The organism is Nostoc sp. (assembly GCF_036917095.1).
Taxonomy (GTDB): domain Bacteria; phylum Cyanobacteriota; class Cyanobacteriia; order Cyanobacteriales; family Nostocaceae; genus Nostoc.
Map to the genome: position 1 here is coordinate 214138 of NZ_JBALFH010000044.1, position 25980 is coordinate 240117.

Below are 25980 nucleotides of genomic sequence, written 5' to 3' on the forward strand. Positions count from 1 at the left end.
ATCCAAAATCCAAAATCCAAAATTAATAGTGATTACCAACTTTGCGGTGATGCACAGCAGTCAAAGCATCTGGTTTAGAAACTCGTCCAGCGTAGACGTTGCTGTATACTGCCCAGTGGTCGCCACAATCCATTCTACTGACGACTTCGCACTCCATGTAGGCGAGAGCGTCATTGAGGATGGGAGCACCATTTTCGGCTGCCTGGGTTCTCACTCCTTGAAAGCGATCGGCACCAGGGGCGAACCGTTTCAAAAAGTGCTTCATGAGTGGTTGGAAATTGCCTTCTTCTAAGACATTGAGAACAAAGCGATCGCCTACTTGCATGAGTGATTCAATTGCTCGGTCTTTGGCTACTGCAATGGAAAATCCCAAGGGTTTGAAGCTAGCTTGAGCAACCCAAGAAGCTAGCATGGCACTGGAAACATCGCCTTTTTTGGCAGTAATAATATATAGTCCGCCGCTGATTCTGCCTAGTGCTTTATCTAAGTCAGCACCCAGAGATTTCATGGCTTTGATACTGCGATCGCGTGTTACCCATTGAGCTAAGTCCGTACCCGCTTCTTCACACAGCTTGTAGGTATTTTCTGTAGGCGTTTGTTTAATCCGAATTGCTGGAAAAACTGTTGTCAAACCCAAATTGCGGAATTTACTCAGCAAAGGATCTATCGGTTCATCATCGCCACCGCCGGCTTCAAATACGCCAATAGCTTGTTTTTCTTTGGCAGATCCTAAAACTGTGCTGAGTGCAGCTTGAATGCTAGCAGCGCCAGAAGCCGGAGGTAGACCAACGATTAGCCCAGCACAGCGGCTAACTAGTTCCCGCAGTTCTTGTAAATCGACTTCAGATCCCAAATCGACAATTTCCACGGCGACACCAGTTTTACCGATACCGTTGGCAATTGCTTGCGCGAGGCGATCGCTATATCCGTATTCGGAAACATAAAATATGCCAATCACTGTTTCTGGCTTGGCTTGGGTTTGGCTCCAAGTGCGGTAACGTCCAACTAGTTCCTCAACATTGTGAGATAATAATGGGCCGTGTCCTGTGGCAATCATGTCGATGGTTTTCAATTCCGCCATCCGTTTCAGGGCAGACAAAACTGAGCGGGCATTCGGCCCCATCAAGCAATCGTAGTAGTAATGAAAGTCTTCTTCGATCGCTGCCAAGTCTTCATCAAAGGTGCTATCTGAGCAATAGTGCAGCCCAAAGGCATCGCAGGTATAGAGAGTTTTGGTTTTGTGGTCGAAGCTGAAAATGGTATCCGGCCAGTGTAAATTTGGAGCAATCACGAATTCAAATTCATGACCATTGCCCAAATCTAAGCGATCGCCATTTTTCACAATCCGCCGCTTGAATGGCTGATGTACCAAATCTTCCAGAAACTGAATCGCCACTTTAGAACCGACAACAGTAATTTCCGGAGCCATTTGCAGCAAATCTTTAACTAAACCGCTGTGGTCTGGCTCGGTGTGGCTGATAATCAAATAATCAATCTCTGTTGGCTTGATTAGTCCGGTGAGCGTATCGAAGTATAGTTGACGAAACTTTTCGTGGGAGGTATCAACTAAGGCAGTCTGCTCCCCACGGATGAGAAACGAGTTATAAGTGGTACCATTTTGCAGACCAAACTCAATATCGAAGCGATCGCGATCCCAATCCAGAGAGCGAATAGCCGTCGTCTCTTGAGCGATTTCCACAGTCTGTATGGTGAGCCGTTTTTCAGTTTTTTCGGTGAGTGCTACCATAACTCCCCTCCTTGACACAATGAGTATTTGTTCCTCTTGTTTTATTGTGACACGGGATGAATGTTAATTTTTATTAAAAAATCTATGAATGACTTAAAAAAGTTAAAAGTGTGAAACCGGATAAGCACCCAGAACACACAGATAATATTTGGCTAGCTTTGGAAATTGGGAATTCCCGCCTGCATTGGGCGTTGTTTATTGGCGAGACGCTTTACTCAGCTTGGGATACTGACCATCTATCTGAGTCTGTCATATATCAGTTGTCTGAATGTCAAACCCTGAATGATTTACTAGAGAAAATTTTTCCACAAGGTGAATCTCTAACAAACACTCTGCCCCTCTGCCCTCTCCTCGTCGCCTCCGTAGTCCCCAGTCAAACTGCTATTTGGCAAACTTACTCAAATACTCGCGTTATTACTTTAAACCAATTACCACTAACAGGTATCTATCCCACATTAGGAATTGACCGCGCTTTAGCTTTATGGGGCGCGGGGAAAACGTGGGGTTTTCCAATGTTGGTAATTGATGCTGGGACAGCACTAACTTTTACGGCTGCGGATGCTAATCAGTGTCTAGTTGGAGGCGCAATTTTGCCGGGATTAGGTTTGCAATTTGCAACTCTCGGTCAACAAACAGGACAATTGCCGTTAGTAGAAATGCAAAATTTTCCATCTTTACCAGCACGTTTTGCTCTCAATACTACAGAGGCTATTCAAAGTGGGGTAGTTTATACAATATTAGCTGGAATTAAAGATTTTATTGAAGCGTGGTGGCACTTATTTCCTGATGGGAATATTGCGATGAAAGGGGGCGATCGCACTTTATTTATAAACTATCTACAAGCCTTATATCCTACCATTGCAGCACGTTTGATTGTAGAACCCAATTTAATATTTTGGGGAATGCGTGAAATAGTAATGGATGATAGCACAGATGGAATAAAATGAAGAGATAAGTTTACCCATAGTGAAGTTATGCCCAAAGCATCATCGCTTTATGTAATTATGCAACAACTCGCTGCCCTTTCTTTAGTGGATCTTTTCAAAGTTAGGGCAATAATCGATGCGTTAATTGAGGAAAAATCTTCTCCACTGTCCAATATTGTGAGTGGTGGAAGCTATCAAAGAGCAATATCTGTTTCTAGTGAAACGAGAGACATTGATATCGCTGCTGTATTTCCCCCTATGATTCCGGGGTCGAGTATAAAAGGTCAGATCAGATCGGCTATTATCTCAGGAAACTTAGAACACATTAATTTAGATTTAGATGAATATCAAGTTGTCCAATTTTCTAAATCGGAAGCAAAAAGGGATGACTCCTTAGAAAAGGTAATAGAACTGGTTGACGAATGGATGGCTGATGAATTGGGATATGATGAACAAACGTACCCACAGATTGAGACAGGCTTGAATCAGAATCGGATGTCAGTGTAAAAACACAGATGAGTAGAGCCATATTGCTAGACACTCATCCTTTGAGCCAAGTAACGCATCCAAAAGTAAACCCAAAAGTTCAGCAGTGGTTGAAATCTTTACAGAAAACTGAAACTGTTATACGTGTGCCAGAAATAGCCGATTATGAACTTCGGCGTGAACTATTGAGACAAGGAAAACAAAAAAGTATCGATCGCCTCAACAAACTTAGCCAAATTTGTCTCATACCACTGACTCCCGAAACGATGCGAAAAGCAGCCGAATTATGGGCATGGGTAAGAAATCAAGGGAAACCTACAGCAAGCAATGAAAGTTTGGATGGTGATGTAATTCTTGCTGCTCAGGCAATTCTTCAATTGAAGAGTTTTGATCGGGTGATCGTTGTGACAACAAACTTGAAACACATATCACGGTTTGAGAGCGAAGGAATATGTGTAGTGGATTGGGAACAAACCCTGAATGAGCTAGTTTAATTCGTTGAAATTATGGTTTTTTAAAATACCTTGAATAAACTCCCGAATCTCGATCGCCACAATCCCAGCACAAGATTCTGGTAAGTCATTTCCGGCATGGGCAATCATTTTCAACTCGACTTTCGGTATCAGTTGAGTATAAACTCGGCTTTTGGCCAAAGCATCTGGTGTATCTTGGCCACCTTGTAAAATAAAAACCGGGGCATCTATCATATAAAGCTGCTTTTGCACTAATTCCGCTTCAATTTCTGCTTGTCGCCGTTTGAAGAGTAACTGGCAAGCTATGGGGTAACGCAACAATTCCTGACGTAATTGCAAATCCTGTACAATTTTTTCAGACCAACCCAGAATTTTAGTGAAGGGAGTTAGCGATCGCAACAATTTAACTATTAGTGGTGGATAATTCAATAATCGCCGCATCTTTCGACAATGCTGTTCTTGTCCTTCTATCTCTACACCCTCTGGTGCTAGCAGTACCACACCATCAACTTTCTCTGGATACTTTAAAGCATAGCTAGCAGCAATCCAACCCCCAAGAGAATGCCCTACTAAATATACTTTTTCTAGCCTGACAGCTTGCAAAAATTCAGATAAACACTCCACTTGTAAATCTATCGAATGGTGGATATTCGGATTTTCTGACTCACCAAAGCCTAACAAATCAGGTGCAAAGCAATGGAAATCTTGTGCAAGGGAATCCATCACAGCTAACCATTGACTGCTCTCATTCCAAGCACCATGCAAAAAAATTATAGGAGTTTTTTCACCGACTTCACGCCAGAATATCAGCCCTTGAGAGAGCTTTCTCCGGGAGTTACGGAATAGTGTATCCATTTTCATTTAGTAGTTAACTTTTAGCATCATAATAAATAGTCATTAGTCATTAGTCATTAGCATCTGACAAAAAACAAATTACTAATAACAAAATATTATTATGCCAATGTTGTCAAGCCATTTAAGTAATCTTGCAACTGCCGGGTATGGTCGTGAGACATCTTTCCTGAAGGTAGGAAATTCGGACAGAAAGCTTGGATTTCCATGACTTCCAAAGTGTCCTTAATCTCCATTGTCCCATGTACCTCGGCTTCAACCACAATACAAATTGAATGGATTCTGGGATCGCGGTCTGGTGATGAGTAAACTCCTACCAAACGATTAATTTTTACCAATTCTAGCCCGGTTTCCTCCATCAATTCCCGGCGGACTGTGTTGGGAATATCTTCTCCCCAATCTACCATGCCTCCAGGCAATGCCCAAAGACCATCATCACGTCGCCGGATCAGTACTATCCGACCATCGGGTAAAATTGGGATGATACTAGTGCCAGTAATGGGATGACGAAATATAATACCCAATACCGTTTGTCCGATACGCCATAAACTACGTGTGGACTGGACAGCTGCCGGAAAAAAAGCGATAACGTTCAATCTTCAAAATTTATGTATTGTATTCTATAGTTCTCTGCCACTTACGTAAACTCAACTAATAAAATTTTTATTGAGTTTTATTTTATACAAAAATGTTTGTGGTTTGAGATTTTATTCTCACGATTTACGTAGAATATTGTCAATTCTAACATCAAGTTTCAAGAGAAGCACTGTATTAATATATACATAATATTTGTTAAATCATAAAAATTCTCAGTTTATAACAAATATTAGCCTTACCCAAACCAGCTATGATTAATAGTTTTTCAGCACACATTTAAAAAATTAATCTGAATAATAAGTTAGAATGCATAATTCAGAAAAGAAAACTAAGCAGGGTTTGAGACCGTTACCTAATTTTTGTTAAAATTGTCTGGTTTGTCCCAACAACAACAACTAGTTCGCTAATTTACATCTATTTGACGGGCTTGAATCTAACAAAGGATATTTTTCGTCTAGCTGGTGGCAATAATTCTAAATTTTTATTGACACAATAAGGTAAAATGCGGTAGACTAGTACACTGTTTAAAGCGTATTGATTGCTGCACTAGGCTACAAGTATATCAATAACATTGGTAGCTGATATTGCCTACGTGATGCCTAGTTGCTACTTTTTTGTTGTTTATTAATGAGGTGAACATGGCCAAGCGCCGTAACCCAAAAAAAGAAAAGGCGCTACGTAACCAGGCGTATGCCAGAAAGTTTCGTAAACGGACTACGACAGGAAGAATGCAGAGAAGGTTCCAACAAAGACCACCAAAGAGTGAAGAAGAAGAAGGCGCAGCAACAGCAGCTGACACTGACTAAGCTGTCTGCTTAAATCCTTGTTATTTAGATTATTTATTTTTTAGGGCGTACAAATGTACGCCCTTATTTATTACTCAACAGCAATTTGAGCGCGGGCGGCTATGAGTGCTTTGCTTACCTGTACAAAGCCAGTACCACCGTAACTGTTGCGGGCTGCCACAACTTGACGGGGGGATATCGCCTCATAAATATCTGCTGCAAATGCTGGATGTAGTTCTTGCCACTCTGACAATTTCAAATCTTTCAGGAGTTTACCTGCGGCAATACTAGTTTTTACCACCTTACCCACCAGGTTATAAGCTTCCCGGAAAGGGACGCCCCGTGCAGCCAGATAATCTGCTACGTCGGTAGCATTAGAAAAATCTTCTGCCACAGCTGATGCTAACCGCTGGGTACGAAATTCCAAGCCTTCTCTGAGCAAAATCGTCATTGCTTCTAGAGAGGCTTTTATTGTGTTGACGCTATCAAATAGACCTTCTTTATCTTCTTGTAGGTCTTTGTTATACGCCAGAGGTAACCCCTTCATAATCACTAACATCGCCTGAAGATGACCAAATACACGCCCTGTTTTCCCCCGCACCAATTCTGGGACATCGGGGTTTTTCTTTTGGGGCATGATACTGGAACCTGTGGCACAGCTATCTTTGAGAGTGACAAAGCGAAATTCTTCAGATGACCAAAGAATGACTTCTTCTGCAAGGCGGCTGAGGTGAACCATAATCAAGCTAGCAGCACACAAGAACTCGATCGCAAAATCGCGATCGCTCACTCCATCGAGGCTATTAGCATAAATATCGTCAAAATTCAAGAGTTTAGCTGTGTAGTGGCGGTCAATGGGGAAAGTTGTTCCCGCTAAAGCACCGCACCCTAAAGGTGAGATATTCACGCGGCGAGAAACGTCTCCTAAACGTTCCCAGTCGCGTTGCGCCATTTGAAAGTATGCCAAGAGGTGATGAGCTAAACTTAGGGGTTGGGCGCGTTGTAGGTGAGTATAGCCAGGAATCAGGGTTTCAACGTTTTTTTCAGCTATATCCAGTAAAACACCTTGAAATTCTCGCAATTCCCTTTTAATTTGTTGGATTTGGTCGCGGAGGTAGAGTCTAGTATCTGTACCAACTTGATCGTTACGCGATCGCGCCGTATGCACCTTTTTGCCTACATCGCCGACAATTTCTGTCAGTCGTCGTTCAACTGCAAAATGTACATCTTCAGCATCAACACCAGGCTTAAATTTATCCTCGCGGTACTCTTGGCGAATTTGTTCTAAACCTGCAACCAGTTTCTCTCCTTCTTCTGGGGAGATGATGCCCGTGTGAGCAAGCATTTTGACATGGGCTTGAGAACCAGTGAGGTCATATTCGATTAATTCAATATCAAAACCTATACTGGCATTAAAACGAGCGATCGCCGGATGCAACGCTGATTCAAACCGCTGGCTCCAAGTTTCTTCTTTGGTCATAAATATTATCAGGGGAGGGGCATTGGATTTTAGATTTTGGATTAACTAAAATCTAAAATCCAAAATCTAAAATTTCTTTAACCGTAGCTAGTTAGATTCCGAATCATATAGCCAATGATTAAACCAATCAACAATGCCCACACTTGACCTGTTTGTATAAAGTGGCCCCAAGCTTTTTGCATCTGATCCATAACGTTTGGATCGGTGATTGTTTGTGCTAGGGCTGTCCAATTTACAGGCAAATGCCAAAGAAACTGAGATGTCAAATCGCTGTAATTGCTCATCTTTGGTGATTAAGAAGTTAGGGGAGGCAAATTTCAGCATCAGTTTATTATTTACATTAATTACTGATATTTACTGAAATATTGGATGTAACTTCAATGTCTTAACTCAAGATGCAGCTGATGCCAACCGCAATTTCTCGGCAGTCCGCAAAATCTGTCCCGCCAAAACTGCTGCGCCAAAACCATTATCGATATTTACTACCCCTACTCCCGCAGCACAAGAGTTAAGCATTGTCAATAAAGGTGCTAAACCACCAAAACTAGCGCCATAACCAATGCTAGTGGGTACGGCAATCACAGGACAACTGGCTAAACCCGCAACAACACTAGGTAAAGCGCCTTCCATCCCTGCCACGACAATCAACACCGATGCTGACTCAATCAGGTGGCGGTTACTTAATAAGCGGTGAATCCCAGCAACGCCAACATCCCAGAGGCGCTGGACTCGGAAACCAGAAAGTTCAGCAGTGACAGCAGCTTCTTCAGCAACGGGTAAGTCGGCAGTACCAGCGGAAAGAATAGCGATTTCTCCCGCAAATTGTGGTTCGATGGTAGGAGGAGCGATCGCACAAATTCGCGCCGATTGGTAATATCGCAAATCGCTAACTTTTGATTGCAGTATGGTATAAACTGCTGGTTCGATGCGGGTTGCCATCACCACCGGGTTGCGGAGGCGCATCACCTCCATAATTTGAGCAATTTGATCGGGAGTTTTACCAGGGCCCCAAATCACCTCTGGGAAACCAGTTCTTAGCTGGCGATGATGGTCGATTTTGGCAAACTCACCTACAGATTCATAAGTTAAGTCTTTGAGTGAGTCTAATGCCGTATCTGGCGTAACTTTACCATTGGCAACCGCAACGAGTAGCGATCGCAAAGTTTTTTCATCTGTCATTAGTCCTTTGTCCTTTATTCTTGCCACTAACCACTGACTAATAACTAATGATTAATCCGTTATTTTGATTTCATGAATGTTCCAGAATGCGCCACCCAGTGCAGAGTATTGGATACCTTCAAATCGATTACGCACTGCTGACATTGCTAAGGGGTTAACTAGATAAATAAACGGTAAATTTTCTTGGGTAATCTTTTGGGTTTCGGCATAAATTTCTTTCCGCTTTGCTGGGTCTAATTCCCTTGCCCCTTGAATGTATAACTTAGCAATTTCTGCTTCCCAAGGAGCCACTTCCCAACCTTGAATTGGTTTTTGTCCTGCTTGGGGTTTCTGATTAAACATGTGTAATCCACCTTCGGGAGACCAGACATTAGCCCCATCATTTGGTTCTAAACCACCAGTCAGACCCAGCATAGAAACTTCCCAGTCTAATGAATTTGATAGCTTATTTGTGTAAGTATTCCATGCCAGAGGAGTGAAATCAACTTGAATACCAATTTTACTCAGGTCTTGTTTAATCTGCGATCCAATTGCTTCGCGGATTTTATTACCAGCATTGGTAAGCAATGAGAAGCGGACGCGGTTTCCTTGAGCATCAATTAGTTGGTTATTGTTATATTTGAATCCTGCTTTTAGTAGCAGTTCCTTCGCCTTTTGTATATTGTAGTTATAAACTTTTAGTCCTTGTTCAGGCGACAAATAATAAGGGCTTTGCACGGAAATGGCGGAATTTTGTGGTTTACCTAAACCACGAAAAGTGTTGTTAATCATTGTTTGTCGGTCAATCGCATAGGCTACTGCCTGCCGAAATTCTACAGTATTGAACCAACGCGATTTTACTGGATCGACCAGGGGTTTTCCATCCCTTTTACCTTTATTCAAATTGAATAAAATAAACGTCGTACCAGTTGCTGGCCCACCATTGAAAATTTTGAATTTTCCCTGTTCTTCTTGCACCTTTAGCAAAGAAAAATAATCTGGTGAGACTCCCACAGTATCTAACCCGCCAGAACGAAATTGCAGCAAGGAGGTATCTGTTGATTCTACAATTTCCCAGATAACCCGTTCAATATAAGGTTGGGATTCTCCTTTCGGCCCTTTGCGCCAATAGTAAGGGTTGCGCCTGAAAACTACACGCTGACTGGTATCGTAGCGCTCTAGCTTGTAAGGGCCGTTGACGATAATTTGATCTGGAGGCGTATCAACGCCCCACTTTGACAAGAATATTGGCTTACCCTCTTGGTCTTTTGTCTTGACAAATGGTTCTAGGGTATGAGCAGGTAAAATTGGCAGTCCTAAAGTTCCTAAAAACGGTGCAAATGGTTCTGGAGTCGTAAATTCAATTCGTTGAGTATCAATTTTTCGTACCTTTGGCAATGCCCGACTTTCACCAATCCGTAGCACATCTCTAGCATCTGCGGGAATCGCTTCGTTAAGATAAATTTCGTTGAAGGTAAATACTACATCATCTGCTGTTAAAGGCTGCCCATCAGACCATTTCAATCCCTGGCGTAGGGTAAAAACAAACCGCAATTTGTCATCAGAAACTTCCCATGATTCTGCTAAAGAAGGCTCGATTTCGCCATTTATAGGGTTTTCTGTAGTTAATCCTTCATAAATCAGAGGAAAAACATTCGGAGACTCCTGACTGAGAGGATAATTAAAAGTTTTGGGGTCACTGAGAATGGCACTTACCAATTGCGGTACTTGAGCATCTGTGCTTTTGAAATTAGCTGGGTTGCAGGCGGTAAGTGTAAGCGCTGTTGCTGAAGTCAAAATTATTGGCAACCAAAAATCTTTAATTACCAGAAATATTTTTCTAAAAAATTTCATAATTTCAAATTTCTTTCCATCCTAATCAGTTTTGAATATCTTTATCAACAGCTAAAAGAAAAGTTATTCTGAAGCAACTAGCAAGACAACAGCATAAGCACATATACCTTCTTCACGTCCTACGGGGCCTAATTTTTCATTGGTGGTAGCTTTAATGCCAATTTGATTTGGTTGTAATTCTAAAACTGCCGCTAGTTTGTCGCGCATGTTGTGAATATGCGGTTTTAATTTTGGACGTTCTGCTACTATCACCGAGTCAATGTTTCCGATCTGCCAGCCTCGATCCCGAATCAGTTGATGTACTTGATTTAATAGTACTAAACTATCTGCTCCTGCCCATTGGGGATCGCTAGGGGGAAAATAATGACCAATATCGCCTAAGGATAATGCCCCAAGCATGGCATCCATAATTGCGTGTGTTAACACATCAGCATCACTGTGGCCTAACAAACCCAGTTCATGAGGAATTTGAATTCCACCTAAAATCAAAGCGCGATCGCTCACTAATCGATGAATATCGTAGCCATTACCAATACGAATTTTTGTCATTAGTTATTAGTTATTTGTCATTTGTAATTTGTCATGAGTTAGAAATTATTATTCTCCCCCTGCTTCCCCTGCCTCCCCTGCTCCCCCTGCTCCCACTTCTCCAAAAGATCGGGACGGCGATCGCGGGTTTTTTGAATCTGTTGTTCGTAACGCCACCGCGCGATCGCTGCGTGATTTCCACTGAGCAAAACATCAGGTACTTTTAAGCCGCGAAAATTGGCAGGACGAGTATATTGGGGATAGTCCAATAACCCCTCCTCAAAACTTTCTGCTGTAAGGGACTCCGTTTTGGCCACAGTCCCTGGTATTAGCCGCACTACGCCATTAATTAAGGCCATTGCTGGAATTTCCCCGCCGGTCAGAATAAAATCGCCTAAAGATACTTCACGAGTTACCAAATGTAGCACCCTCTCATCCACTCCTTCGTAATGCCCGCAAATAACTACTAACTGGTCATAATTTGTCGCCAATTCTTTCAAAAGAGGTTGATTAATTGTTTGACCCTGTGGACTCATCAAAATTATTTCTCTTCGGGGTAGAATCGGCAGCGACTCCACAGCGGTAAAAATAGGTTCTGGCTTCATTAGCATCCCAACGCCGCCGCCGTAGGGTTCATCGTCTACCTTTCGGTGTTTGTCAGTGGTAAAGTCCCGTGGGTTCACCAGATGCACTTCGGCAATCTGTTTGGCTAAGGCTTTACCCAGTAATCCCGAATTGAGAACAGAGTTAAAACAGTCAGGAAAAAGTGTAACTATATCAAAGCGCACAGTTATTCGTATTCGAGGACACTAATCTTAAATTTGGATGTCTAGCAAACACCAGCAAGCAAAGCTCGAGTCAAACTCCAGTTAAACTTTATCAATAGTATCTAAAACTACCAGACCTCTTGGATTTTAGATGGGATCAAAAGTTTTTCTAATTACTTAATTTATGTTTAAATGTTGTCACAAGTACATTTAAATTAATAATCATATCAAGTTAACAACTTCCAGGATGCATCGAGCCAGCCTCAGAAAAAAGCGTAGTCTTAACTGCTCGTCCCCAACCCTAGACTGGGAATTTAGCCCCCCAAAGACTATTTTGCCCTGCTGCAAGTGGACAGGTGAAAAACAAGGCGCTGGCTTTGAGAAATGAAAACAAACACGTTTAGACTGAGGCAACGTGAGCGTTAAGCGAAAATTTGGAGAGTGGCTGCCCAGTTCCAAACTTCAAAAAAGTGTCCTCTCAAAAGTTGCAAAGCGCAAAAATCATCAGGCTTCTGAACCTTGTTAAATTCACCTGAAGTTGTTGACAGGAGAAACACAATGCCGCAATTACAAGCTAAATCGCTAGAAATGAGGACACCCCAAGCAACTAAAACCGCCGTTCTGGTTATCGGAGGCGCAGAAGATAAAGTTCATGGGCGCGAAATCCTACGAACTTTTTTTGGACGTGCTGGTGCTAGTAAGGCTTATATTACAATTATTCCATCTGCCTCTCGCGAACCCGCTATCATCGGTGGTCGCTATATTCGCATTTTTGAAGAAATGGGTGCTCAGAAGGTAGAGATTTTAGACATCCGCGAACGGGAACAGTGTGAAGCCTCCCAGATCAAAGCATCCTTAGAAGCCTGTAGTGGGGTATTTTTGACAGGAGGAGACCAGCTGCGTCTTTGTGGTGTGTTGGCAGATACGCCAGCAATGGAAATTATTCGTCAGCGGGTAAGGGCGGGGCAACTTACGTTAGCAGGCACCAGCGCAGGAGCGGCAGTGATGGGGCATCATATGATTGCTGGCGGCGGTAGTGGAGAGACGCCAAATCGTTCCCTAGTTGATATGGCAACGGGCTTGGGATTTATTCCAGAAGTAATCGTTGACCAACACTTTCACAACCGTAATCGGATGGGGCGACTGATTAGTGCGATCGCAGCTCACCCCGATCGCTTAGGTATTGGCATTGACGAAGATACTTGTGCAGTGTTTGAACGTGATGGTTGGCTACAAGTTATGGGTAAAGGCAGTGTCACCATTGTCGATCCCACCGAAGCCACCCACACCAACGAACCCCATGTCGGTGCTAATGAACCATTAACAATACATAACTTACGTCTCCATATCCTCAGCTACGGCGATCGCTTCCACTTGTACCAGCGAACTGTATTGCCTGCTGTACACCGAATCTCCAGCTGACGGGATAGAGTATCTGAGGTTACACTGAGTTGACCGTAAACTTGAGATTTTGGATTTTGGATTTGAGATTATAAAGAGGTTTTCGGCACATACCGCCAGGAAGTGGGCAAAACAAATCAAAAAACCCCTCGATAGCGCAGCATTAGCGATGTAGGAGTGTCTGACTCGTTAAGGCTACACCATCCTAAATCTAAAATTAAGAGAGCTAAGTACCGTAATCGTCTCTTTCAATCCAAAATCATAAATCTAAAATCCAAAATCGGTTGACCGCACATTTATTTCTTGTTGTACAAAAATGATGAGAATACCATGTAAAAAGAAAAAACTGTTTGCAATGAACAGTTTAGCGGTCAATTCCAGTAAGAAACTAGAATTTTGGTTCCGAATCTCCATCTACCTATTCCCATGAGAATCCTCAAGATCCAGACCTTACGCGGCCCAAACTATTGGAGCATTCGACGCCACAAACTGATCGTCATGCGCCTCGATTTAGAAACCCTTGCCGAGACGCCCTCGAATGAAATCCCTGGCTTTTATGAAGGATTAGTTGAGGCGCTGCCGAGTCTGGAGGGTCACTATTGTTCGCCTGGCTGTCGCGGTGGTTTTCTGATGCGAGTCAAAGAAGGCACTATGATTGGCCACATCGTGGAACACGTAGCCCTAGAACTCCAGGAATTAGCTGGTATGCATGTCGGCTTTGGTCGCACCCGCGAAACTGCCACGCCCGGAATTTATCAAGTAGTGATTGAGTACCTGAATGAGGAAGCGGGACGCTACGCTGGACGAGCCGCAGTGAGGCTGTGCCAGAGTATCGTCGATCGAGGCCGTTATCCCAAGGCAGAACTAGAGCAAGATATCCAAGACCTGAAAGAGTTTACCCGTGATGCTTCCTTAGGCCCTTCCACTGAAGCGATCGTCAAAGAAGCAGAAAAAAGAGGTATTCCCTGGATGTCTCTGGAAGCCCGCTTTTTGATTCAGCTGGGCTATGGCGTGAACCAGAAGCGGATGCAGGCCACAATGACCGACAACACTAGCATTCTAGGCGTAGAACTAGCTTGCGATAAAGAAGCCACTAAACGCATCCTCGCTGCCGCTGGTGCGCCAGTACCCAGAGGTACAACGATCAACTTCTTAGACGATTTAGAACAAGCCATTGAATACGTTGGTGGCTATCCCATCGTCATCAAGCCACTAGACGGCAATCATGGACGTGGGATCACCATTGATATCAGAACTTGGGAAGAAGCAGAAGCAGGATACGAAGCTGCCAGACAGGTTTCCCGGTCAATTATTGTCGAAAGATATTACGTTGGGCGCGACCACAGGGTACTAGTGGTAAATGGCAAAGTAGTAGCAGTTGCCGAGCGCGTCCCGGCTCATGTGACTGGCAACGGCAGATCCACCATTTCCGAACTGATTGAAGAAACAAACCTTGACCCAAATCGCGGTGAAGGACATGATAACGTCCTAACCAAGATTGAACTAGACCGCACTAGCTACCAGTTGCTAGAAAGGCAAGGCTACACCCTAAATAGCGTGCCACCCAAGGGGACTATTTGTTATCTCAGAGCAACGGCAAACTTGAGTACAGGTGGTAGTGCCGTAGACCGTACCGATGAAATTCACCCAGAAAATCTTTGGTTGGCACAACGGGTAGTCAAAATTATCGGTTTAGATATCGCCGGACTCGATATTGTCACCACGGATATTAGTCGTCCTCTGCGGGAAGTGGATGGCGTGATTGTCGAAGTTAACGCCGCTCCCGGTTTTCGGATGCACGTTGCCCCAAGCGTTGGTATCCCCCGCAATGTCGCTGGCGCAGTCATGGATATGCTGTTTCCCAACGAGCAATCTAGCCAAATTCCAATCCTCAGCGTCACGGGTACTAATGGCAAAACCACTACTACCCGGCTACTAGCACATATTTATAAACAGACTGGCAAGGTAGTTGGATATACTACTACTGATGGAACCTATATCGGTGATTATTTAGTAGAAGCTGGCGATAACACAGGCCCCCAAAGTGCCCACGTCATCCTCCAAGATCCCACAGTAGAAGTAGCGGTACTGGAAACGGCTCGCGGTGGTATTCTCCGTTCTGGATTGGGCTTTGAAGCAGCAAATGTAGGCGTAGTTTTGAATGTAGCCTCCGACCACTTAGGAATTGGCGATATAGATACCATTGAGCAGTTAGCTAACCTCAAAAGTGTAGTAGCGGAAGCCGTATTCCCAGATGGCTATGCGGTACTCAATGCCGACGATCGCCGCGTCGCCGCCATGTCAGAAAAAACTAAGGCTAATATTGCTTACTTCACAATGATTCCCGACTCAGAATTGGTGCGAAAGCATATCCAAAAGGGCGGAGTAGCAGCAGTATATGAAAATGGCTATTTGTCAATTGTTAAAGGTGATTGGACACACCGCATAGAAAGAGCAGAAAATATACCTTTAACAATGGGCGGACGTGCACCGTTTATGATTGCCAACGCTTTAGCAGCTAGTTTGGCAGCATTTGTGCAAAACGTCACAATTGAGCAGATTCGTGCTGGTTTGAAGACCTTCCGGGCTTCAGTTAGTCAAACGCCAGGACGAATGAATCTATTTAATTTAGGAAACTACCACGCTTTGGTAGACTATGCCCACAACCCAGCCAGTTACGAAGCTGTAGGTTCCTTTGTTCGGAACTGGACTACAGGACAACGGATTGGCGTAATTGGTGGGCCAGGCGATCGCCGCGACGAAGACTTTGTTACTTTGGGCAAATTAGCAGCACAAATTTTTGATTACATCATCGTCAAAGAAGACGATGATACAAGGGGACGCTTACGGGGTTCAGCCGCCCAGTTGATTATTCAAGGCATCACCGAAGTTAAGCCTGATAGCCGCTATGAATCAATTCTGGATGAAACCCAAGCGATAAATAAAGGCTTAGACATGGCTCCTGATAACAGTCTGGTGGTAATCTTACCAGAAAGCGTTACACGAGCTATTAAGTTAATTAAGCTGCGTGGTTTAGCCAAGGAAGAGACACACCAACAAAATCCCAGCACAACTGTTATCGATTCCCAAAATGGGATCGCGCCTTCTTCTGTTGTAAATACCTTGCTGTAGTCAGGAGAAAACTGTGCTGGCTCCCCAACGCACAGGCTCCTCCTGTCTTTTGTATTCTGACTACTTTAATTATTCTTTTTCTTGTTCCGAATTGGTTTCGTCACTGGGAGTTTTCATCTCCTCCTTAAACCCTCGTAGGGTTTTGCCCAGTGCGGTTCCCAGTTCGGGAATTTTTTTTGGGCCAAAAATTAGAACAGCGACTATGGTAATTACAGCTATTTCTGGCCATCCCAGTCCAAACATATAAATTTCCTCTAAGGCTCTGTAATTAAATATAAACATTGATGGCTCAAATCCGATGAGTTCGCCATTGATAAGCGCTCTATGCTATTGCAAAAACAGAGTATAAATAAAATCAATACAAGTAGGATAAGTAGGCTATTTATCTTGAAAAAGTTTTTGCAAAGCAACATAACATAAGCGGTTTAGGGAACTCCAAAAATTAAATTACTCAATTCCTCTATCCAGGAGGACTAATAGATATTTTTTCCCCTGCTTCCCCTGCTCCCCCTCATCCCTCATACTTATGATGGTTGACTCAGAGCAGCCTGACATATCTATACTCATTTTCATGCAGCTATCAAAGGCGGAATCATCGGGGACATTGTTCGGGAAATATTGAGACGAATCTGGGCAGAGGAGGGTCGCTCCCCTTTCTTAGCATTTAATGCTAAGTAGGAACAACCTTGGTCTGTTAATTGCGAAGTATATGAGCAGTTTCGAGGAACTGAGTCAGAAAACTTTGAATAAAGTTCATAAAACCTATGAAAGAACTTAGTAAAAAGGAGATCGTCTGTGATTAAGAGTCTTGGATACGCAGCTCAAAGTGCAACTACACCACTGAGCTTGTTCACTTTCGAGCGGCGAGAGTTAGGCCCGCACGACGTACAGATCGAGATCCTTTACTGTGGCGTGTGTCACTCGGATCTGCATACAGTCGCTAATGAATGGAAAGGCACGGTTTACCCTGTTGTACCTGGACATGAGATAGTTGGTCGTGTAGTGAAGATTGGTAAGCAGGTTTCCAAGTTCAAGGTAGGCGAGGCTGCGGGCGTTGGTTGTATGGTCGATTCTTGTCGCACCTGTCCAAACTGCCGTGAGAGTTTTGAGCAGTACTGTGATAACGAAATTATCTTCACCTACAACAGCCCAGAGAAGCAGACAGGGAAAACGACTTATGGGGGTTATTCAAACCAGATAGTCGTAGATGAAAATTACGTGCTACGCGTTTCGGAAAAGCTGGATCTCGCTGGTGTCGCACCCCTATTGTGCGCGGGGATCACGACTTACTCGCCTTTGCGGTACTGGAAAGTTGGCAAAGGCGATAAGGTGGGTATCGTCGGGCTTGGTGGGTTGGGACACATGGGGCTAAAATTAGCTCACGCTTTTGGTGCTTACACTGTGTTGTTCACAACATCGTCAGGAAAAACCGAAGATGCCAAGCGCCTCGGAGCCGATGAGGTTGTCATTTCAAAAAACAGCGATGAGATGGACAAGCATATCAACAGCTTCGACTTCATTCTCAACACGGTTTCGGTATCGCACAATCTGGACGCGTACACGCAGTTGCTTAAGCGTGGTGGTACGCTGTGCTTGCTTGGTGTACCGGAAAATCCGCACCCATCACCCAACATCAGTAACTTGATTTTTAAGCGCCGAGTAATTGGCGGTTCGATGATCGGCGGGATTCAGGAGACACAAGAAATGCTCGATTTCTGCGCTGAACACAATATCGTCAGTGACATCGAACTGATCCCGATTCAGAAGATCAATCAAGCATACGAGCGGATGCTAAAAAGCGATGTAAAGTACCGCTTTGTGATTGACATGGCATCGTTGAAGGAAGAATGAGAGACTTCCAAATAAAAAAATGTCCTATCGCTTTTAGGGCAGGGGAGCAGGGAGCAGGGAGCAGGGAGCAGGGGGAGGAAAAATCGTTTTGATTCCAAAAATTGGATAATTTATTTTTTGGAATTCCCTGATAGTAAAAAAATGTCATTGTCACTTTTGATGAAAAGTCCTGAATCCTTTGCCTTTGTTTAAGGTGTAAGAAAAACGAATAAAAAAAGTCTGAGTGCCGAAAACCAACGCTCAGACTTTTTAATTAAGAACAGGACTTACGCAAGAACTCTCTGAAACTCTTATTCCTTTGTGTCCTTTGCGTCCTTTGTGGTTCGTTTTATCATGGTTTTGCGTAAGTCCTAAAGAATTAAATGATTAGCTCAACTAACTTCTGATTGGATTGGTAATTGGCAAACCTAACCACTCACTTAATTCATGAGCTAACCATTCAAGTTCTACTTCGGATTTAATACCAACATCATTTCCACTAATCTGATATTTTTGTAATCCTGAGGAAATATATAATTGTGCTGGAACGGCAACTCTAGTGCCTTGAGAGCCTTTAGTAAAGTGTTTTGGAATATAAACTAACTTATTAATACTTTGTCTTGGCGATGGCCGGGGACGCTCAAATTTCCAACTAAACAACTCCCAGCTTAGGGCAATTTGTTCTGCATTCAGACGTAAGCAGATGCGTCCAAACAAACTAAAGATAAATTTATACATCATTAGAAAGCCAGCACTCCAAAAAGGAAGTGAGAACAAAGCAAAGGGGATGTTGGCAGGAAAAGGGGCCGAGAGAGCGCCAAGTGTCCAAACTAGGATAAATGAATTCCAGGCGATCGCAAATAAACCTGTGAATACTATTGATGGATGGAAACCAGATGGCGGAATGATAATTTCTAGAGAATCCCAATTTTTGGTTAGTTGAATCCTACTCCCGTCTGGTTTGCTGCGAACTAAAGCAGGTAAGTTGGTCGCTTGTGGTTTGTCTAAGGCTGCGATCGCTTGTGTCGCAGAACTAAAACGCCCTTCTAAACTGGGTTCAATCATCCACTTCAGCCAATTGCTAAAGCTGCGACTCACATTAGCTACTTGTTCAAACTGAATGCGAAAATCCTTTTGCGGTAAATCGGCTGGGTGATTACCCGTCATTAAATAAATTAAGGTTGCGCCTAAACTATAAAGGTCAGATGCTGCAACAGTCCGTCCGCCAAATTGCTCTGGTGGCATATAGCCATAAGTTCCTACCACAGTTCTTGTCCCGGTTTCTGTGGCGAGGACAGTCTGCACTGAGCCAAAATCTACCAAATAAACTTGACCAACACTATTACCAGAACGCTCCCCTAATAAAATATTGCTAGGCTTAATATCACGGTGAATTACAGGCGGATACAGCCCATGTAGGTAAATAAGAATCTCTAAAAGCGCTTTGGCTATCTGTTTGACTTCAGCTTCTGTAAAAGTTCGCCCACTTTCTAAATATTGCTCTAAAGTTTTTGCTGGGATATAAGTTTGTACTAGGGCAAATCCTTTGATAGTTGGTAAATTTACCTCAAAATAGTTTAAATACTGAGGAATTAAGGGATGTGACAAAGATTTTAAAGTTTCAGCTTCCCGCTCAAACAACTTGAGTGAATCCCATTCAAAATCATCACCGAAAGAGAGTAACTTGATAACAACTAAGTCCTGAGTTTGCAAATCACGAGCTAACAAAGTCCGCCGCCCTGCTTTTTTTCCTAGTAGCTGCTGAACTTCGTAGCGTTCGCCTAATATTTCGCCGATCATTATGGTTTCTTCTAATGCTACGGTTGAAAAGTTTTTAGAGCTTATAGCTTTTCAATTTGGCAAATCTATATCTTTAGTATAATTGCGTAGTTTTATGCCCTCCCAACTTTGGCCTTATATTACCCCTGGTATTCCCGATGAATTATTTGAACATTTGCCAGGAATTCCCCTGAGCCAGCGAGAAGTCCGACTGCTATTGATTGCCCAACTGCGGCTAAAATCAGATTCTGTGTTGTGGGATATTGGCGCAGGGACAGGTACAATTCCGGTAGAAGTGGGCTTATTATGTCCAGACGGACAGATTATCGCTGTAGAACGGGATGAAGAAGTAGCTAATCTAATCAAGCGTAATTGCGATCGCTTTGAAGTGAAGAATGTGGAAGTAATTGAAGGTAGTGCCCCAGAGTGTTTACATGACCTCAAGGTTACCCCTCACCGCGTTTGTATCGAGGGAGGACGCCCCATTCAGGAAATTTTGCAAGCAGCGTGGCATTATTTACCGCCATCCGGTCGGGTTGTAGCCACAGCGGCTAATCTAGAAAGTCTGTATGCTATTTCCCAGAGCTTTTCCCTATTAAGGGCTAGAAATATCGAAGTCGTCCAGTCTGCGGTTAACCGCTTAGAAACACGCGGCTTTTCTCAAACCTTTACCGCCGTCGATCCCATTTTTATCCTCAGTGGTGAGAAACTGGACTAGGGACTGGGTATTTGGGACTAGCGACTAGGGACTGGGAACTGGGGACTAGGGACTGGGAAAAAGTTTTCCTAATACCCAATACCCAGCACCCAATACCCAGCACCCAATACCCAGTACCCAGTACCCAGTACCCAATACTTCTATGCCTTGGTCTCGGATTATTAGTGGAATTGTTGCGATCGCTCTTGCTCTTTCTGCAACCCTTTTGGGGGGTTGGTACTTTACCATCATCTTTGCGGTCATCATCTTTTTGGGTCAACAGGAATATTTTAATTTGGTGCGAGCCAGAGGCATCGCTCCTGCCGCTAAAACCACTATGGCTGTCAGCCAAGTCTTGCTGGTGATTTGTACCCTTGATGGCAGTTTAGCTGACGCTGTGATGCCCTTAGCTGGCACACTTATTTGTTTCTACCTGCTGTTTCAGCCCAAATTTGCCACGATCGCTGATGTTTCCGCTTCAATTATGGGTCTATTTTACGTAGGTTATTTACCGAGTTACTGGGTGCGATTACGAGCGATTGATAGTGCTGCTTTTAGCAATCTCTTTTTCGGAGGTTATTGGCCCACAACTTGGACAGATTTCTGGGAAAAGGCAAATTCCACTTCCTTACCACAAGGTTTTACAGCAACACTGCTGACTTTTTTGTGTATTTGGGCAGCCGATATCGGCGCTTACACCATTGGCAAATTCTTTGGGAAAACCCGTCTGTCTGAGATTAGCCCGAAAAAAACTGTAGAAGGTGCTGTCTTTGGGATTACTTCAAGTGTTGCGGTAGCCATAGCAGGAGCCTATTATCTCCACTTGCCCCGATCCCCTTTCACTGGTTTAGCATTGGGTTTGCTGATTGGCATTGCTAGTCTTTTAGGGGATCTTACCGAGTCTATGCTTAAGCGGGATGCTGGAGTCAAAGATTCTGGACAGTTAATCCCCGGTCATGGTGGCATTTTAGACCGTACCGATAGTTATATTTTCACAGCTCCTTTGGTTTACTATTTTGTGACATTGGTATTACCACTACTATGAGGAGAGCAGGGGGAGCAAAGGGAGACTAGATGCCTCCTTGTTCCCCTTATCCCCTAAGAGGCGCTAAGTAAGTTGGTACAATAAAACCAAACTGTGTCAAAAAAAGTAAACAAGGCTCAAACCCTTTTTACCCCTACCTGTTGCCTTATCCCAACCATAAGCCGACCTACTTATATCATTTTAAATAAATAGGGTATTAATATTTTTTAATCAGCGATCGTCAAGGGTTAACGTTAATCCGCCCACGACACACCAGCTTGTTTGGAATCAGCGTTAATTCTTGGATATCGACATCTGAGCCAAGATCCAGATTGTACTGATGATTTTCCTCTAATACATCTCCTTGGTCAGACTTGATTTGGATATGTGCCAGTTGTAATTCATGGCCACTGAGTAACTGTAATCCTAGACAAATTTGCAAAGGTGTTGGTTCATCACTATTGGTTACTCTCATACCTCGCAGTATAATTTGGTTGTTATCAAGAATAATTTCTTGCCAATTAATTGGTTGTGACTTTGGGCAATGTGTTGGTAAAACCTTAACCAGCAAATCGCTCAAAGCAGTTGATAATAAGTCAGATGAGAGAGAAGCATTAAGATCCTTCTCATCTACGAGCAAATCCCCAACCACTGGTACTGTTTCTAGCAGTTTTAGGGGCTTTCCCTTGAGTACGGAGCCGATATTTAGCCGAATATTTTCGGCAATTAATTGAATTTGTGTAATCAGGAGACCTTGATAAACTGCATGAGTAGCAAAAATAGATATCGACGGGATACGTCCAGAGAGAATTTGGCGATCGCTCGCTTTAATCTCCACTTCTAATTCAGATATTTGGCTCACTTGCGCTCTCAACCAGAGCTTTAGTGCTGTTGTGAGTACCTGCGTAATTATGCGTATTTTATTTGCATTTGTTGTTTGGGAATTTTGCTCTGGCATCTAACCAATCTGTGTTATGAGTATCTGCTCAAGAACCGAACAGAAATTAAACGAGCTTTAAATGTAACATTTATGCCTACTCGCTACAAAATGCAAATATCATTTAATTGTTAACAGTAAATAAGCAATTACACATGGAGGCACGGTTACAAAAAATTCTCGCTCAATGGGGTATCGCATCGCGTCGTGAAGCCGAAGAAATGATTAGGCACTCACGGGTGCGGATCAACGGGGTATTGGCACATTTAGGTCAAAAAGTCGATCCCCAAAAAGATGCGATCGCAGTCGATGGTAAACTCGTATCCGAAAAGCAGCGTCCGGCTTTAATATATCTATTGCTGCACAAACCAGCGGGAGTGGTTTCGACTTGTTACGACCCTCACCGCAGACCAACAGTCCTGGATCTACTACCGAAAGAATTACGAGAGGGTTCAGGTATTCACCCAGTTGGGCGTCTAGATGCAGAGTCTACAGGAGCGTTAATCCTGACAAATGACGGAGAACTGACATTTGGACTAACCCATCCCCGCCACAGTATTTCCAAGACATATCATGTTTTGGTCAAAGGACACCCTCCAGAAGCAGTACTGCAAATGTGGCGTCAGGGTCTGATGTTGGAGGGTAGAAAAACCAGGGCCGCGAAGGTACGTTTACTAGAACGTGGTACCGAGGAAAGCTTGTTAGAAATAGTGTTGCAGGAGGGAAGAAATCGCCAAATCCGCCGTATAGCCCAACAGTTAGGATACCCAGTAATCAAGCTGCATCGGACTGCTATCGGCCCAATTCAATTACAAACTTCAAAAGAACCCTTTTTGTCAGAGGGTAAATATCGTTCCCTCAAAGATTGTGAGATTCACTTTTTGCAAGAGCAGATAACCCAACCTAATTATTGATTTAGCGGAGTTAAGGAGTGTCAGTAGGCATGAAATGGCTAAGAAAGAAGAATAATCACCAGCCATCACTTTCATTAGAGCAAGAACGAGCCGAAAAGTTAGGAGAATTAGGCGCTCAACTTTGGGCATTGCGTCAAGAACAGGGTCTATCTCTAGAGCAAGTGGTTGTATTAACCAGGATTCCCCGACGATTATTGCAGGCGATCGAAGAAGGTAATTTAGACGATCTGCCAGAACCAGTCTATATTCAAGGTTTGATCAGGCAATTTGCCGATGCTCTAGGCTTGAATGGAGTAGAATTTTCTGGCACTTTTCCAATTACTTCTACACGAGTTAACCCCCAAGGTATGGGGAATAGTTCATCGCTTAGTCAACTACGTCCGGTTCATCTTTACTTTCTTTACATATTCCTGATTGTATGCTCTGTGAATGGCTTATCTCAGTTATTAAATAACGCTATATTACAAGCAAGTAATAGCCAAAACCAGCCATATCCAAAACAAAAGTCAGTTCTTAAACCAGAAATAGCTCAACGAAAAGAGTCAGTGAAGGTTAAACCGGTCAGCGATACCGCCACCGGCGTCCAACAGGGACAGATTGTACAGATTGGTGTGACTTTAAAATCATCATCTTGGATTCGCGTCGTAGCCGATGGCAAAACCGAGTTTGAGGGTATTCTCCCAGAGGGAACTCACCGAATTTGGAAAGCCCAAGAGCAACTGACAGTGAAAACTGATAATGCTGGTGGGGTGTTGATGAGTGTTAATCAAGAGAAAGCTAAAGAAATGGGAGAGCCTGGGAAAGAGGAAGAAATTAGGATTGCTGCTAAACCTAAGCTTTGAGATGAGGGAGAAATCAATTCAAAATCCAAAATTCCAAATTGTACCCTTACAGGGAAGCAAGCTACGCCAACGTAGAGAAGAAAAAGACTGGAGAAGATGAGAAGGATGAGGGAGACAAGGAGAGAAGGAGGAAAAGGAGGCATTTACTGCTCCCTCTCCCTTGTCTGCCTTGTCTGCCTTGTTTTTCCCATCTCCCCTGCTCCCTCATCTCCCCAGTTCTCACTGCTCTTGCGGGGCGCGTCCATTAAGTCTGGTAAGAGCTTTCAAGCGATCGCGTAATTCGTCTGTCAAAGCAGCTGCTTGATAGCGCCACGCCCAGTTACCCTCAGCAATACTAGGAAAATTCATCCGCGCTTCATTTCCTAATCCCAAGATATCTTGCAAGGGAATAATCGCTTGGTTGGCTATGGAACTCAAAGCTAGGCGAATTAAATCCCACTGAATGCCTTCAGGACTAATACAACCTAAATAAAGCAACAGGTTTTGCTTTTCGTTATCGTTGGCTGAATTGAACCAGCCTACAGTTGTGTCATTATCGTGAGTGCCAGTATAAACTACAGCATTTCGCGGGTAATTGAATGGTAAGAATGGATTAGCGGGATCGGAACCAAAGGCAAACTGTAAAACCTTCATTCCAGGAAATTCATACTTATCTCGCAGTGCTTCTACCTCTGGTGTAATTACTCCCAAATCTTCCGCCAAGACAGGTAGCTTGCCCAATTTCTGCCTAATCACTTCAAAAAAAGCATCACCAGGCGCTTCCACCCATTTGCCATTCATGGCAGTTTCTTCGCCTTGGGCTACTGACCAATAAGCCTCGAAGCCGCGGAAGTGGTCAATGCGAATTATATCTACATAATCCAGCATTGCCTCAAAGCGCTGTACCCACCATTTAAAGTCTTGTTTTTGCAATTCCTCCCAGTTATAAACCGGGTTGCCCCACAATTGACCTGTGGCACTAAAGTAATCTGGTGGAACACCTGCCATTTGGGCAGCAGCTCCTGTCTCTTTATCTAAGCAAAAGATGTCGGGATGCGCCCATACGTCGGCACTATCGTGAGCTACGTAAATGGGGATATCGCCGATAATATCTATACCGCGCATGTTGGCGTAGCTTTTCAGGTCTGACCACTGCCGGAAAAACTCAAATTGGACGAACTTGTAATAAAAAATCTCTGCATTCAGCCGACGCTCTACCTGAGCTAATGCTTCGGGTTCTCGCTTGACAAATTCTGGCTCCCATGAATGCCAGTTTGCATTTTCGTTAGCATCTTTCAGCGCCATAAATAAGGCGTAATTATCTAGCCAATAGGCTTTGCTGTCGCAAAAACCTGCAAACTCTTTTTGTTGGATCTCCGTAGCATTTGTTCTAAAGTTTTCACAGGCTTTTTTCAGCAGCCCAATCTTAATCGGCACAACCTGGTCGAAATCTACCTTCTCTACCGGAAATCCTGGTAAATTAGCAAAGTCTTCTTCAGCTAGCAAACCCTCATCTCGTAGTTTTTCTGGGCTAATCAGTAGGGGATTTCCCGCCATTGCCGAGTAGCACATATAGGGGGAATTACCGTATCCAGTGGGGCCCAAGGGTAAAACTTGCCAATATTGTTGATGGGTGTCTTTAAGAAAATCGATGAAGCGATAGGCTTCTAAGCCTAAATCGCCAATGCCAAATCGGCTGGGAAAGGAAGTAGGATGCAGCAAAATACCACTGGATCTAGGAAAAGGCATATTTAACCTGAATTATAAGAGGGAGCAATTGTCTGATCGACAC

The 25980-nt window shown here is 43.6% G+C and carries 24 protein-coding genes; 11 read left to right on the forward strand and 13 right to left on the reverse strand.

The window, feature by feature from the left end; translation table 11 throughout:
• Window positions 1-22: 22 nt before the first annotated feature.
• Complete coding sequence (locus tag V7L01_RS25435; RefSeq protein ID WP_335039676.1) at window positions 23-1747, reverse strand: diflavin flavoprotein; 1725 nt, start codon at window positions 1745-1747, stop codon at window positions 23-25.
• 110 nt (window positions 1748-1857) lie between these two features.
• Here V7L01_RS25435 and V7L01_RS25440 point away from each other — a divergent pair, with 110 nt between their 5' ends.
• Genes V7L01_RS25440 through V7L01_RS25450 form a run of 3 tightly spaced genes read left to right on the forward strand, consistent with a single transcriptional unit; the run spans window position 1858 to window position 3653 of the window.
• Window positions 1858-2694 carry a pantothenate kinase gene (locus V7L01_RS25440; RefSeq protein WP_335039678.1) on the forward strand — a complete coding sequence of 279 codons (837 nt, stop codon included), beginning with the start codon at window positions 1858-1860 and terminating at the stop codon, window positions 2692-2694.
• Between the two features lie 27 nt (window positions 2695-2721).
• Window positions 2722-3180 carry a hypothetical protein gene (locus tag V7L01_RS25445; RefSeq protein WP_335039680.1) on the forward strand — a complete coding sequence of 153 codons (459 nt, stop codon included), beginning with the start codon at window positions 2722-2724 and terminating at the stop codon, window positions 3178-3180.
• An 8-nt stretch (window positions 3181-3188) separates the two neighbouring features.
• Window positions 3189-3653, forward strand: coding sequence for a type II toxin-antitoxin system VapC family toxin (locus V7L01_RS25450; protein ID WP_335039682.1), 465 nt, complete (start codon window positions 3189-3191; stop codon window positions 3651-3653).
• Here V7L01_RS25450 and V7L01_RS25455 read toward each other — a convergent pair.
• Entirely contained in the window at window positions 3645-4487 is an 843-nt protein-coding gene (locus V7L01_RS25455) for an alpha/beta fold hydrolase (protein ID WP_335039684.1), read from the reverse strand. The genes V7L01_RS25450 and V7L01_RS25455 overlap by 9 nt on opposite strands.
• Window positions 4488-4585: 98 nt before the next feature.
• Window positions 4586-5080 (reverse strand): NUDIX hydrolase, encoded by a 495-nt coding sequence (locus V7L01_RS25460; RefSeq protein ID WP_335039686.1) that lies wholly within the window; start codon window positions 5078-5080, stop codon window positions 4586-4588.
• A gap of 639 nt (window positions 5081-5719) precedes the next feature.
• Here V7L01_RS25460 and V7L01_RS25465 point away from each other — a divergent pair.
• Entirely contained in the window at window positions 5720-5887 is a 168-nt protein-coding gene (locus V7L01_RS25465) for a hypothetical protein (protein WP_012412073.1), read from the forward strand.
• Window positions 5888-5957: 70 nt separating this feature from the next.
• Here V7L01_RS25465 and argH read toward each other — a convergent pair whose 3' ends face one another.
• The 6 genes from argH to trmD all read right to left on the reverse strand — a co-directional run bounded on the left by argH (window position 5958) and on the right by trmD (window position 11674).
• A complete protein-coding gene (gene argH, locus V7L01_RS25470) occupies window positions 5958-7346 on the reverse strand; it encodes an argininosuccinate lyase (RefSeq protein ID WP_335039688.1) in 1389 nt (462 codons plus the stop codon).
• 77 nt (window positions 7347-7423) lie between these two features.
• Complete coding sequence (locus tag V7L01_RS25475; RefSeq protein WP_335039690.1) at window positions 7424-7630, reverse strand: hypothetical protein; 207 nt, start codon at window positions 7628-7630, stop codon at window positions 7424-7426.
• 106 nt (window positions 7631-7736) lie between these two features.
• Entirely contained in the window at window positions 7737-8525 is a 789-nt protein-coding gene (larB, locus tag V7L01_RS25480) for a nickel pincer cofactor biosynthesis protein LarB (RefSeq protein ID WP_335039692.1), read from the reverse strand.
• Window positions 8526-8576: 51 nt separating this feature from the next.
• Window positions 8577-10358, reverse strand: a complete 1782-nt coding sequence (locus V7L01_RS25485) for an ABC transporter substrate-binding protein (RefSeq protein ID WP_335039694.1) — start codon at window positions 10356-10358, stop codon at window positions 8577-8579.
• A gap of 63 nt (window positions 10359-10421) precedes the next feature.
• On the reverse strand, window positions 10422-10907 hold the full coding sequence (ispF, locus tag V7L01_RS25490) for a 2-C-methyl-D-erythritol 2,4-cyclodiphosphate synthase (RefSeq protein WP_335039696.1): 486 nt from the start codon (window positions 10905-10907) through the stop codon (window positions 10422-10424).
• 38 nt (window positions 10908-10945) lie between these two features.
• Window positions 10946-11674 carry a tRNA (guanosine(37)-N1)-methyltransferase TrmD gene (gene trmD / locus V7L01_RS25495; protein ID WP_335039698.1) on the reverse strand — a complete coding sequence of 243 codons (729 nt, stop codon included), beginning with the start codon at window positions 11672-11674 and terminating at the stop codon, window positions 10946-10948.
• A gap of 537 nt (window positions 11675-12211) precedes the next feature.
• Here trmD and V7L01_RS25500 point away from each other — a divergent pair.
• Both V7L01_RS25500 and cphA read left to right on the forward strand, forming a co-directional pair.
• The gene (locus tag V7L01_RS25500) at window positions 12212-13075 is read left to right on the forward strand and encodes a cyanophycinase (protein WP_335039699.1); all 864 of its coding nucleotides are present in this window, start codon (window positions 12212-12214) and stop codon (window positions 13073-13075) included.
• Between the two features lie 405 nt (window positions 13076-13480).
• Window positions 13481-16186: a cyanophycin synthetase gene (gene cphA, locus V7L01_RS25505; protein WP_335040823.1), complete on the forward strand. Its 2706-nt coding sequence runs from the start codon at window positions 13481-13483 to the stop codon at window positions 16184-16186.
• Between the two features lie 69 nt (window positions 16187-16255).
• Here cphA and tatA read toward each other — a convergent pair whose 3' ends face one another.
• Window positions 16256-16429, reverse strand: coding sequence for a twin-arginine translocase TatA/TatE family subunit (tatA, locus tag V7L01_RS25510; protein ID WP_335040825.1), 174 nt, complete (start codon window positions 16427-16429; stop codon window positions 16256-16258).
• A 552-nt stretch (window positions 16430-16981) separates the two neighbouring features.
• Between tatA and V7L01_RS25515 the strand changes: the two genes are divergently transcribed.
• Window positions 16982-18037, forward strand: a complete 1056-nt coding sequence (locus V7L01_RS25515; RefSeq protein WP_335039701.1) for an NAD(P)-dependent alcohol dehydrogenase — start codon at window positions 16982-16984, stop codon at window positions 18035-18037.
• A gap of 375 nt (window positions 18038-18412) precedes the next feature.
• On the opposite strand, the gene V7L01_RS25520 is transcribed toward V7L01_RS25515, so the two are convergent.
• On the reverse strand, window positions 18413-19816 hold the full coding sequence (locus V7L01_RS25520) for a serine/threonine protein kinase (protein WP_335039703.1): 1404 nt from the start codon (window positions 19814-19816) through the stop codon (window positions 18413-18415).
• 94 nt (window positions 19817-19910) lie between these two features.
• Between V7L01_RS25520 and cbiT the strand changes: the two genes are divergently transcribed.
• Window positions 19911-20513: a precorrin-6Y C5,15-methyltransferase subunit CbiT gene (cbiT, locus tag V7L01_RS25525; RefSeq protein ID WP_335039705.1), complete on the forward strand. Its 603-nt coding sequence runs from the start codon at window positions 19911-19913 to the stop codon at window positions 20511-20513.
• Window positions 20514-20655: 142 nt separating this feature from the next.
• Window positions 20656-21537 carry a phosphatidate cytidylyltransferase gene (locus V7L01_RS25530; protein WP_335039707.1) on the forward strand — a complete coding sequence of 294 codons (882 nt, stop codon included), beginning with the start codon at window positions 20656-20658 and terminating at the stop codon, window positions 21535-21537.
• A 220-nt stretch (window positions 21538-21757) separates the two neighbouring features.
• On the opposite strand, the gene V7L01_RS25535 is transcribed toward V7L01_RS25530, so the two are convergent.
• The gene (locus V7L01_RS25535; protein ID WP_335039709.1) at window positions 21758-22474 is read right to left on the reverse strand and encodes an LmeA family phospholipid-binding protein; all 717 of its coding nucleotides are present in this window, start codon (window positions 22472-22474) and stop codon (window positions 21758-21760) included.
• Between the two features lie 134 nt (window positions 22475-22608).
• Between V7L01_RS25535 and V7L01_RS25540 the strand changes: the two genes are divergently transcribed.
• A complete protein-coding gene (locus V7L01_RS25540; RefSeq protein ID WP_335039711.1) occupies window positions 22609-23367 on the forward strand; it encodes a pseudouridine synthase in 759 nt (252 codons plus the stop codon).
• A 29-nt stretch (window positions 23368-23396) separates the two neighbouring features.
• Window positions 23397-24209: a helix-turn-helix domain-containing protein gene (locus V7L01_RS25545; protein ID WP_335039713.1), complete on the forward strand. Its 813-nt coding sequence runs from the start codon at window positions 23397-23399 to the stop codon at window positions 24207-24209.
• Between the two features lie 219 nt (window positions 24210-24428).
• On the opposite strand, the gene malQ is transcribed toward V7L01_RS25545, so the two are convergent.
• On the reverse strand, window positions 24429-25937 hold the full coding sequence (gene malQ / locus V7L01_RS25550; RefSeq protein WP_335039715.1) for a 4-alpha-glucanotransferase: 1509 nt from the start codon (window positions 25935-25937) through the stop codon (window positions 24429-24431).
• Window positions 25938-25980: the final 43 nt, after the last annotated feature.